Annotated in this window: 11 protein-coding genes; all 11 read right to left on the bottom strand. The window is 59.7% G+C overall.

The features are described from left to right. Positions 1 to 88 precede the first annotated feature (88 nt). Positions 89 to 1,246, bottom strand: coding sequence for an ROK family transcriptional regulator (locus J7J55_02830; protein MCD6141643.1), 1,158 nt, complete (start codon positions 1,244 to 1,246; stop codon positions 89 to 91). Between the two features lie 219 nt (positions 1,247 to 1,465). Beyond that, positions 1,466 to 2,164 carry a glycosyltransferase gene (locus J7J55_02825; GenBank protein MCD6141642.1) on the bottom strand — a complete coding sequence of 233 codons (699 nt, stop codon included), beginning with the start codon at positions 2,162 to 2,164 and terminating at the stop codon, positions 1,466 to 1,468. After that, positions 2,161 to 2,892, bottom strand: coding sequence for a glycosyltransferase (locus J7J55_02820; protein MCD6141641.1), 732 nt, complete (start codon positions 2,890 to 2,892; stop codon positions 2,161 to 2,163). Before J7J55_02820 ends, J7J55_02825 begins: the two co-directional genes overlap by 4 nt. Continuing rightward, positions 2,889 to 3,794 carry a patatin-like phospholipase family protein gene (locus tag J7J55_02815; protein ID MCD6141640.1) on the bottom strand — a complete coding sequence of 302 codons (906 nt, stop codon included), beginning with the start codon at positions 3,792 to 3,794 and terminating at the stop codon, positions 2,889 to 2,891. The genes J7J55_02820 and J7J55_02815 overlap by 4 nt, the downstream gene beginning before the upstream one ends. After that, a complete protein-coding gene (locus tag J7J55_02810; GenBank protein MCD6141639.1) occupies positions 3,791 to 4,849 on the bottom strand; it encodes a flippase-like domain-containing protein in 1,059 nt (352 codons plus the stop codon). The genes J7J55_02815 and J7J55_02810 overlap by 4 nt, the downstream gene beginning before the upstream one ends. A 114-nt stretch (positions 4,850 to 4,963) precedes the next feature. Continuing rightward, positions 4,964 to 5,617, bottom strand: a complete 654-nt coding sequence (locus tag J7J55_02805) for a glycerol-3-phosphate acyltransferase (GenBank protein MCD6141638.1) — start codon at positions 5,615 to 5,617, stop codon at positions 4,964 to 4,966. 4 nt (positions 5,618 to 5,621) lie between these two features. Continuing rightward, positions 5,622 to 7,091, bottom strand: coding sequence for a radical SAM protein (locus tag J7J55_02800; GenBank protein ID MCD6141637.1), 1,470 nt, complete (start codon positions 7,089 to 7,091; stop codon positions 5,622 to 5,624). A 60-nt stretch (positions 7,092 to 7,151) separates the two neighbouring features. Then, positions 7,152 to 8,036, bottom strand: a complete 885-nt coding sequence (gene nadE / locus J7J55_02795) for an NAD(+) synthase (protein MCD6141636.1) — start codon at positions 8,034 to 8,036, stop codon at positions 7,152 to 7,154. After that, entirely contained in the window at positions 8,033 to 9,667 is a 1,635-nt protein-coding gene (locus J7J55_02790; GenBank protein ID MCD6141635.1) for an AarF/ABC1/UbiB kinase family protein, read from the bottom strand. Before J7J55_02790 ends, nadE begins: the two co-directional genes overlap by 4 nt. Next, positions 9,639 to 9,956 carry a polyhydroxyalkanoate synthesis regulator gene (locus J7J55_02785; GenBank protein ID MCD6141634.1) on the bottom strand — a complete coding sequence of 106 codons (318 nt, stop codon included), beginning with the start codon at positions 9,954 to 9,956 and terminating at the stop codon, positions 9,639 to 9,641. Before J7J55_02785 ends, J7J55_02790 begins: the two co-directional genes overlap by 29 nt. 12 nt (positions 9,957 to 9,968) lie before the next feature. Then, the gene (locus tag J7J55_02780; GenBank protein MCD6141633.1) at positions 9,969 to 10,556 is read right to left on the bottom strand and encodes a TetR/AcrR family transcriptional regulator; all 588 of its coding nucleotides are present in this window, start codon (positions 10,554 to 10,556) and stop codon (positions 9,969 to 9,971) included. Positions 10,557 to 10,734: the final 178 nt, after the last annotated feature.

Here is a 10,734-nt window from a genome sequence, read left to right as displayed (position 1 = left end):
TCCTGGAAGAGCCGCACCCCGATATCCTCGATCCAGATATCCTCTCCAATCGATAATTCCAGTCGGCCGCTCGGGCCTAAGCTCAATCTCATGTCTCGATCCTTTCTGTCGGGAGGCGGAAGAACTCAGAACTCACGAGAGTCGCCGCCCCGATCAAGAAGCCATCCTCCCCCAAGGCAGCAGGGACAATTTTTAGGTCTTTCGCCGCCTCGGGGAACGAGTGATTGCGCACTTCTTCCTCAAACGCAGGGAGGAACAGGTCGGCCGCATCCATCCGTTCCCCGCCGAGGACGATCGCCTCGGGGTTGAGAAGGTTGACGAGGTTCTTCGCCCCGATTCCAAGATAGCGCCCCATCCGGTCGAACACCCCGCGTGCCTCGTCCAACCCGCGCCGCGCCGCCTGTTCCAAGGAAGGGATATCGGGAAACCCGAGCCGGGCCGCCTCCGCCGCCAGGAATTGGTCCGAGGCGAACACCTCGAGACACCCCCGTTCCCCGCAGCGGCAACGGGGTCCGTCGGGGTCGATCGTGATGTGCCCCACCTCACCCGCACCCCCGAACGTACCACGATAGAGATCACCGTTGATCACCACCCCTGCACCGATCCCCTCCCCGACCGTCAGGCACACGAAATTTCGGAATTCAGCCCCTGCCCCGTGCCAGCGCTCGGCGAGGGTAAGGGCGTTCACGTCGTTCTCCACTCGAACCGAGAGCTCAAGCATCTTCTCAAGCGGGGTCTGGAGCGCCACGTTCCGCCACCCGAGGATCGGTGAGTAGAGATCGACCCCATTGATCGGGTCGACCGATCCGGAGATGCACAGGCCGACTCCGAGGGTGCGCCCCTGCCGCAGGGAGTTCACAAGCTCGACTACCTGTCTCATCACCGCTGTTGGGGTTGGCGGCTTGAGGAAGGGGATTTCCGCTCGCGCCTCGATCCTCCCGTCCAAATCGACCCGCGCCCCGAGGAGGCGCACGTCCTCCACCTTGATCCCGATCGTGGTGGCGAAGTGCGGGTTGAACGCGATGAGCGTCGGGCGTCGGCCCATGTGGGAATGGCTCTTCCCGACCTCGATTACCACCCCCTCCTGTATCAGTTCCCGTACCAACCGGGTGAGGGCAGAAGGGGCAAGGCCGGTGCGCCGTGCGATATCAGCCCGTGAACTCGGGCCGACCGCCCGAAGGAGGTTCACGATCAGACCGCGGTTGTGATCCCGCAGGAGTCCTTGATCGCCCTTTATAACTTGCATACCTGTTAGTTCCTTCTCAGAAAGAACTAATTCATTATAGCAGGCTCGCGTCCGCCGGTCAAGTGCAAAACCGCGAGCACTGGTGCGGCCGAAGAGGAACGATCTTGATCCCTGTGTTGCGTAAGGTGATCAGGAAATGGATTCGGATCGGGATCTCCGGAAGATCACGCCCTGTGGTCCTGTTTTCGAGTTCTAATCGCGCCGCTTGCGCTGAATGGCTCACACGTCGTTGTAGCGCAGCCAACAGAGGCGGAAGTAATTGCCCGTGTGGTGAGCGAGGTAGCCCAACCCGCGCCAGCCCGAGAGTTTTCGCGTCGAATTGAGAATCCTCACCTGGGGAAGGAACACCACCTTCCCCACTCGGCGAAGCTTGAAGGCAAGCCGAATGTCGGTTTCGTCGTCGGCGTAAAAGGTTTCACCGCGCTTAAATCCTCCTACCTCCTCAAACGCCTGTTTCCGTACCGCAAAGCTGGGACCGCAGAAGAGCGGTCGCCCGAGGTGGTGATTAAGCCATTGCCAGAAGAGGAAGAAGCCCTCAGCACCGCGCACGAGAGGCCCTTTCCCCTCAAGAATGAGGCTCCCGTAGGCGCCGACCACCTCGGGGATACGAAAGGGCTTGGTGAGCCCTTCAAGCCAGTCGGGCGGGGGCACGGAATCGGCATCCGTAGTAACCACGATCTCTCCCTGCGCCAGGTCAAACCCTGCCTGTCTCGCTCGGGCAAGCCCGAGTTCCTTCACCGAGATCACCTTCGCCCCGAGCCTTTTTGCCACCGCGGCCGTCCCATCGCACGAAGCGGAGTCGACTACGATGAGCTCGAAATCGACCGTCTGCTTCTTCAAGGCGGCAAGGCACCTCGGGAGGAGCTCCTCCTCATTGTGGGCGGGAACTACGACTGAGATCGTGCTGGGCGTTGTCATCTCGTCTTCCCGGCAGCGGAGTCCTTGATGTGTAGACTCCTACCGGTGAGCTCCCAGTACCCGAATCGCCCAGCCTTGCGCAGGTACCCAAGGCTCCACCAATACGCCATCTTCGGATTTTTAATCCGTCGCGGGGAGGTGATCACCCGCAGTCGGGGAAGGAGGACGATCTTGCCGACGTGGCGCAGCTTCATCCCCAGCCACATCGCCTCAAGCTCGGGATAACCGCGGGGGAAATCCCCGTTCGGAAGGTAAAACCCTCCCACCTGTTCGAAGGCCGTTTTTCGGACGGCGAGATTGGCCGCGGTCGCCGTAGTGAGTCCCAGCCGGTGCAGGGACCTTTGCCACGCACTATCGATCAGGCTAGGGATAAGGTTTTGCCCCTCGTACACCAACCCGCCGACCGTCTCCACCACTTGCGGGTCGGAAAGCGGAGCGATGAGGCGAGCGAGCCAGTCCGGCGGAGCGATGGTATCGGCGTCCATGCTGGCGATAATCTCGCCCTGCGCCGCCTCGAATCCCACTTGCCTGGCCAGCGCCACGCCGGGGACCTCGACCCTGATCACCCGTGCCCCGTGGTCCCGCGCTACTCTACCGGTTCCATCGCTGGACGCTGAATCAACTACGATCAGTTCAAAATCTCCGTACGTCTGCCGCGCCAGGGCGGCAAGACACCGGGGGAGATTCTTCTCCTCGTTACGTGCGGGAATAACAACTGATACGTTCATCGGCTCATGACCCTCCTCAACTCAGGGAGCGCCTCCTCCATCGCCGCTTCCCCGGCCTTGATCCCAGCGGCAGCGGTAAGATAGTTGATCCGCGGCGGGAGCTTCGGGTGCACCAGTAGATCCGCCGGCCACAGGGTGAGTTTGAGCCGGAGGATCTCCTGCTGGAATATAGCCACCGCCTGGTTGATGATGCTGTATACCCCTGGCAACGGGCGTTCATCCCCCCCTCGATCCTTGAACAGCACATCGAGGAACTCCGTCAGTTCACCCGGAATCCACCGCTGGTTTTCAGTCCCCTCTCGCAAGGCTTTCCCTAACCTGTCCCATACTCTGCGGCCTTCAGCGGTAGTGGGGGACGGCGCCGGGACGATATCTACCCCGATCACTAAATCAGCTCCGAGCTCGCGACAGATCCTGACGGGAAGAGGCTCCACCAGACCGCCGTCGACGAGCAGACGTCCGTTCCACCGCACCGGATGGAAAATCCCGGGGATGGAGGCCGAGGCACGGATAGCCTCGTAGAGGGGGCCTTCGCGGATCACCACCGCCTCGCCGGTGTCGATGTCAGTCGCCATGGCGGCGAACGGCATCTCCAGCTCCTCGATTCGAATATCTCCTAACAAATGATAAAGTTCCTTGCGGAATTCACCTCCCGAACTCAACCCCGCCCGCGGAAAAGTTGGAAGAAAGCTCTTTATCACCCGGGGCAGGTCGGTCTTGAGCCACTCTTGCTCCAAGCGCTCGACCGAAAGCCCAGCGGCGTACGCACCGCCGACTACCGCCCCGATGCTCGTGCCGGCAACAGCGGAGATTCGGATCCCCTCACGCTCAAGGACCTTCAAGACACCCACATGAGCTGAACCACGCGCCCCACCCGAGGCAAGAGCCAATCCGATCTTCACGTTATTCCCTCCCGTTGGTCAATCCGCTTTCTTGTACTCTTCCTTCTCCCGAAATAATCGATTCCATGGTGGGCAAGATACCCCATTCCCACCCCGACGATGCACATGGATGCTAGTTTCTGCATCAATGAGAACGCAACCGCCCCGTCGATCGGCAGTCCCATAATCGCAAACACGGCGGCATATCCTCCCTCCGTAACCCCGATCCCCCCGGGAGTGATCCAAGTGAAGACGGACAGCACTACGCTCAGCGCGAAGAAGAGGACGAGCTGGTCGGCGGGAAGGATCCTCCCGTAAGCGAAGAAGAAGAAAATAAGCGGAGACACCACGTTCATCCCCACCGAGAGAGCAAAGAGAGCCGCCGCGTTCAACGTCGCCCACCGATGGTCATTAAGGGCGGCATTGACTTCCGCTTCTACACTCACCAGTCCATCCTGCATCCGTTTAACCCACTTCCACTGAGGGAGGTGTCGCAGGACGGCTGTGAAAAAACGCGATGCCCACGTCGCACGCCGAGACATCCCCACTAACGCGATCCCGCTTACAACCAGGGCCGTCCCCGCAAGCCCGACGATCCCCTGCTGAAGCCCACCGGATATTGAGCTGCTTTCCAATCCGATGATCCCGCCTGCAAGGAGAAAGCTCGCGATGACGATCAAGTAGATGAGCCGCTCGATGAAGATGGTGGCGACCACCTCGTGAGTGCGCCGTGTGAACCCGTCTGAGGCGGCGAATGCCCGCACCGGTTCACCTCCGAGGTAGAAAGACGGTGTGAGATATGTCACGGCGTAGGCTCCGGCCATCATGCCGAAGGTCCGCCGGAAGGAGTAGTTCAGTCCATAGTCGCGGAGGAGTCTTCTCCACCCCTCGACCCCGAAGGAGAACCCAACGATGACGCTTATGACAAACGCGCTGATCCCGCCTGCCCCGAGTGCCTTGATCCGGGCTAGTATCGCCATCGGCCGGGCGAGCCATATCATGATGCCGAGCAAAGCGATCCCAAAAAGGGTGGAGATAAGGAGCAGAACCTGCTTTTTCTCCATAACCCTCATCATTTGCCCACCTTTTTCAGCTGCCCCGGCACGCCCTCTTCTCCATTGCATCTCCGCACAATCCCTCCGCGGGGCCGAAAGAGTCTCCATCAGTACCTTCTTACCTCCGCATCGAGATTATAACCTTGGAGATACATATGTTTTTTCCCATTCCCGCACCAGTCGGAGGAACGGGGGGAGATTTCGGATGAGGCCGACAACCGAGGCCGCGAAAACGTAGAACACCAGTGGTGCGGGCTCACCGGTGTAAGTGGAGATGATGAGCATCACAAGGAAGCCTGCCGCGCCCCCGATCGGGATCGCGTAGCCCCTGATCGCAGGGATTCCACGCGCGATCAAGCCGACGAAGGTACCGACGAGCAAGGCGATCAAGAACGGCTGGAAGAGGAGGTAGGCCGTGACCCCGATGGAAGTGGAAAGCCCCCTGCCCCCACGGAATTTGAAGTAGAGGGGCCAGTCATGCCCGACGATCGCCGCGACCCCCACCAAGGCCGCCACCCACGGGACCCCCACCAAGGCCGCCCCCCACGGGGAGAGCCCGAGGACTCCGTTCGCCAGAAAGACGGGGATGACCCCTTTCGCCGCGTCCAGGACGAATCCAATGATCCCGTAGATTCGCCCCCCTTTACGGTAAAGGTTCGCCGCCCCGGGATTCCTTGTCCCCACCCGGTAGAGATCTACCCCTATCTTCCTTCCGATGAGCTGGCAGGTAAGGATCGAGCCCGATAGATAGCCGAGCACGACCATCCCGATCGCCGTTGCAGTCTCCATTGAGTTAGTGGGTAGCCTCGGACACAGGCTCCTCTTGCATTTTGGGAATCTCGATCCGCACAGTCTCTCCCCGGAGATACTCCTTTTCCCAGACCGGATCCAAGACCGTAGCACACGCGCGGTCGTACTTGTACAAGCCGTCATAGTAGCTGGGGTCTTTCAACGCCCGGTCCGCTTCTTGGTTGATCGGTTTGGCGTTATACTCCTTGATCAGTGGGAAGAGAACGTCGACGTGATCGCGATGCACACACGGCATGATCAGGTTCTTCGTCTCCATCGGTTTCGTCTTGTACCCGTAGCTTTTTTGCCACTCCCGAATCCGCTTGAAGAAGTCGATCTCCATCAGGTCCATGATCGTGCCGCCTTGGTCGTAGATCTCATGGATGTTTGTCGCCGCGTACGGAACGAAGACGCACGGAGTGACATCCCCGTTCCAGTTGATGTAGAAGTATCCGGCCTGGCGGCCGGCGGCGAGGCAGCCGTGCACCGCTGTGCCTGAGTTCCAGAAGTCCATCAGGAAGACCTTCTTTTCCTTGATCACCTCCCACATCCGCCGCTGTAATCGTAGTCGCTGCTGCGGGGTGATCATGAGGGAGAGATCGTAGTTCTTTCCGATCGGCATGTACTGGAAGATCCACGCGTACATCGCCCCCTGCTCATCGAAGTAGAACTTCACCACCTCATCGGAGAAGAGCTCATCGCAGTTATGGCGGGTGGCGGTCATGGAAAGCCCGAACGGAACTCCGCTCGTTCGCAGGTTCTCGAAGGCGTTCATCACCTTCCCGAACACCCCCTCTCCCCGGCGGGCCTCCGTCGTCGCCATCTTCCCCTCCACCGAGATAGCCGGGGTGATGTTCCCGAGCTCCCCCATCCGCGCGGCGGTCTGTTTGTCGATCTGGGTGCCGTTCGTGTAGACGAGGAAGTACATGTCAGGGTGTCGTTCCGCCATATCCAGGAGGTTCTTACCGTCGCTCTTGTACATGAACGGCTCCCCACCGGAGATCACCACAAAACACATGCCCCATAGCTCCGATGCCTCGTTCAGGATCCGATCGAAGGTGGCAAAGTCGAGGGTCTTGGGGCTCTTCTCTGTCCCGGCGTAGCAGCCGGTGCAGTTGAGGTTGCACGCCCGCGAGGGGCTGATCGTAAGGAATCCAGGGGGATAATCCCCGTACTTCTCCTTGAACGCTTCGCGGGCCGGGTCCTTCCCCAACCGGTTGCGGGCGAACTCAATGAACCGGTGCTTTGCCGCCTCCGAAACCTGGCCGCGGCGGATGATACGATCGAATGAGTAAACAAGCGCCCGCATGGTGAGCCACTCATCCCGCTTCATTCCCGGCGGATTATCGGAACGCTTGATGACCTCCCAGATCACCCGATCGGCCAACCGCACTGCTCCTCCCCGAAGCACGTTGTTTTCCACGAGCTTCAGGACGATCTTCTCCGCTGGAGAACCGCTGATTGCTGCTTTCATCCTGTTCCTCCTTCTTGCCCAATCGGCAGAACGAACGTTCGTTCAGGACTATAACACAGTCTACGCTTCATTGTCAAGCAGCGAAAGCGGGAGGGAACGCACCGCATCGGCCTGGTGCATCGCCTTCCGCACCTCGTTTATCGCCGTAATCGGCGTTCTTAGGGCCTCTTCGATCTCCGCGTCGGTTCGCCCCTGATCGATGAGGACGAGGATCTGGTCGAGTTCCGGGTAGGAGATCCCCAACGCAAGCTCATCAGTGATCCCGGGGATCAGATCGGGTGAGGGAGGCTTGTCAATGATCCCGTGGGGAACACCGAGGTAGCGTGCCAGTGCTCTTACCTGGGTCTTGTACAGGTGGACGATCGGATCGATGTCGCACGCCCCGTCGCCGTAGCGGTCGTAGTGCCCTATTTCCCATTCGGTACGGTTGGTGGTTCCGACCACCGCATAGTTCAGTTGGCTCGCGCGCTGATAGAGCACGATCATGCGCATCCGCAGTTTGGGAAGGGCAAAGCTCGCAAACGAGAACTCCGGCCTCTCCGCCGGCGGTCCGAGGGAATGGATGAGGTGAGAGACACCCTTCTTTTTCTTAAACCGTCTGTAGATCGCACGCACAAGCCACGGCCGCGCAAAGATGCGGGGGATCGGCCGGTACGCCCCGAGGGCGGAGAGGATCGGGGTAAGATCGATCTCCTCTGCCTTGATCCCGAGGATTTGCGCCAGATCCCGCGCATCTTCCATCGCCTTTGGATCGGAGTCACGTTCGGGAAGGATAAGGCCATGCACCTTCTGCGGAGTCACGGCCCGTACACAGAGGGAAGCCACAACCGCTGAATCCACTCCGCCGGAAAGGCCGATGACCGCTCCTTCCTTCCCGAGCTCATCCATTGCCTGAGAGATAAAGCGGGTTATCCTCTCGCTCTCTCTTTTCGGATCGAATTTCATCCCTTGTACTTTCCTCGATTTGAGATCGCGTGCCATCCGGTCAGGAGCACCCCGATCCCTAGCCCGACAAGACCGATGATCGATAGGCCGTCAACACAGGGGCCTACCTCAAACCCCAAGACGATGGCCGAACCGATGTAGATCGAGCCGATAGCGATCGCATGCGCAACCCGTTCCCAGATCCTAAAATCGCGCGGTGAATTATCCGTCCGGTCGTATTCTGACATCTTTTGTAGGGCCGTTTCAATCTCATCAGGGAGCTCCTTCACCAACCGGAGATATCGCTCGAGTACGGGCAACCAATGCCCCGGTTTGAGCTCGGCGGTATAACGTCGCACAAAGAGCCTTTTCACGTACGGTTTTGCCATCGTCACCATATCAAAGTCGGGATCGAGCATTCGCCCGACTCCTTCCTCAGTGGTGAGTGCCTTTCCCATGAGGACCAACCCGGCCGGGACCTTGAGGTGGTGGCGGTGGAAGAGATCGAGCCCATCCTCGAACAGCCGCCGAAAGTCAAGGCGCTTCAGCGGTACCCCGTAATACTCGTCGAGCATATCGAGGAGATCGCGTCGCAAACCTGCAGAGTCAGAGCCTGCCTGCACGCACCCCATATCCGTAAGCGCACGGATAATCAAGTCTACATCCCGCTCGACCACCCCGAACAGGAGCTCTGCCACCTGGTCGCGCAACCTCTCATCCAGTCGCCCCATCATCCCGAAGTCGAGGGGGGCGATGACGTTCCCCGGAAGGGCAAGGAGGTTCCCGGGATGAGGGTCAGCGTGGAAGAACCCATGGTCGAAGACCTGCTTCAGTATGGCCCTCGCTCCGTTGCGCGCGAGGACCCGGCGGTCGAGACCTTCCTGTTCAAGCGCATCTAAATCGGAGAACTTTATCCCATCGATGTACTCCATCGTAAGGACCCGGGGGGTGGTGTAATCCCAAAACACGCGAGGGACGTGGATCGTCTCATCCCCGGCGAAGTTGCGGGCAAAGATCTCCGCGTTCCGCGCCTCATGAACGAAATCAAGCTCTTTCCGAATGCTCCGGGAAAACTCCGTTACCGCATCCACAGGAGCATACCGCTCTCCGTCCGAGAGATGGCGTTCCATCAACTGGGCGAGGTGAAACAGAATGTCGAGGTCGGACTCGATCACCCGAGCGATCCCGGGCCGTTGCACCTTCACCGCTACTATTTCATCGGTGTGCGTTCGGGCACGGTGTACCTGGGCGAGGGACGCCGCGGCGATCGGTTCGGGGGAGAACTCCGCGAACACCGCATCGATCGGCCGGTCCAGCTCGGACTCGAGGGTCTCCCTTATCTGTGCGAACGGGATCGGCGGCGCCGCATCCTGCAGCTTGCTCAGCTCGAGCGCGATGTCCGGTGGAACAAGATCAGGGCGCAGGCTGAGAATCTGCCCGAGCTTGACGAACGTCGGCCCCAGCTCCTCCAGCGCGCCGCGCAGTCGTGCTCCCCGGGTGGCGGCATCGACCCGGACCTTGCGGACCGGGAATCGCCGTCCACGAACGAGGAGGACGATCTCCTCCAGCCCGTACCCCGCCAGGATCGCGGTGATCCGGCGCAGGCGCCGCAACTCGCGGTATCTACGGAGCGGATTTATCTTCAGAGGCAACTATGTGCTCTTCGATACGGGAGAGCCGCTCCTCGATCGCCTTGAGGTCATCCTTTCGCACGATCCCGAACTCGTCGATGATCCCTTTCAGTACCTCCCTTAGCTTCGCCAGCACCAGCTCCTCCTGCTTTTCTCCCTCTTCGACGAGTTCATCGATAAGGGACGCCTTTTCGTCCATCGTCAGTTCACCTTTCTTTATCAGTTCATCGACGAGTTTTTCCACCTTCTCGCGCGAGAACGCGAGAGTTCCCAGTCCGAGCAGTAACGCCTTCTTCCCGTAATCGAGCATTTCTCCTCCTTTTTATGCTGGTATCTCCGTTGGGGATCCCTTAAGCCAGGCCCAGATCGCGCGCGTCAATTCCTTCGGTGCTTCCTCTCTGATTGACGCCGCGACTCGGTCGTCCCGCAGTGCCCGAAGGCTCACCGCTTCCATCATCCCCAACAGGATGTAAGCAGCGTCCAGACAGGAATAGGGAACTATCTCCCCCTCTCTCACCCCATCTTGGAGCAGCGCAGCGATCTGGTTCGCCAACCCATCATACAGCTTCTCCAACCGGCGGCGGATCCCCGGATTCGGGTCGAACCGCTCGCGGAAGAAGAGGAGGGAAGCATCGCGCCTCTCCTCAAGGAGAGAAAAGTGGAACGCAACGAGCTTCTCCACCTTCTTCACCAGTGGCAGCTTCTCCTTCGCCACCTCCTGCAGGAATTTGGAACGGCGCTCCACCTCATCGCACAGTATTGCCTCCAGGATCTCTTCCTTGGTCTGGAAGTGGTTGTAGATGGTCCCGACCGAGACCTTGGCTGCAGCGGCGATCGCCCGCATTCCGGTGGCGTAGAATCCTCTTTCTGCGAAGAGCCTGCTCGCCGCTTGGAGCACTTTCTCCTGCAATCGCCATCCTCCTTTGAACGAACGTTCATACTGAGTGTAACACCCTACCCGCGAGGGGTCAAATAGGCATAACAAGATGGGATTTTCTGTGGATTTTCCGAATCCGTTGGCCATCTCAGCCGGGAAGCGGCGGGATCACGGGGTATGAGGTACATCAGCTGCCAATAGAATCTAATGC

The sequence above is a fragment of the Candidatus Bipolaricaulota bacterium genome (genome assembly GCA_021159055.1).
Taxonomy (GTDB): Bacteria; Bipolaricaulota; Bipolaricaulia; order UBA7950; family UBA9294; genus S016-54.
The sequence above is the reverse complement of the archived record's forward strand: the minus strand, read 5'-3'. Positions and strand labels throughout refer to the sequence as shown.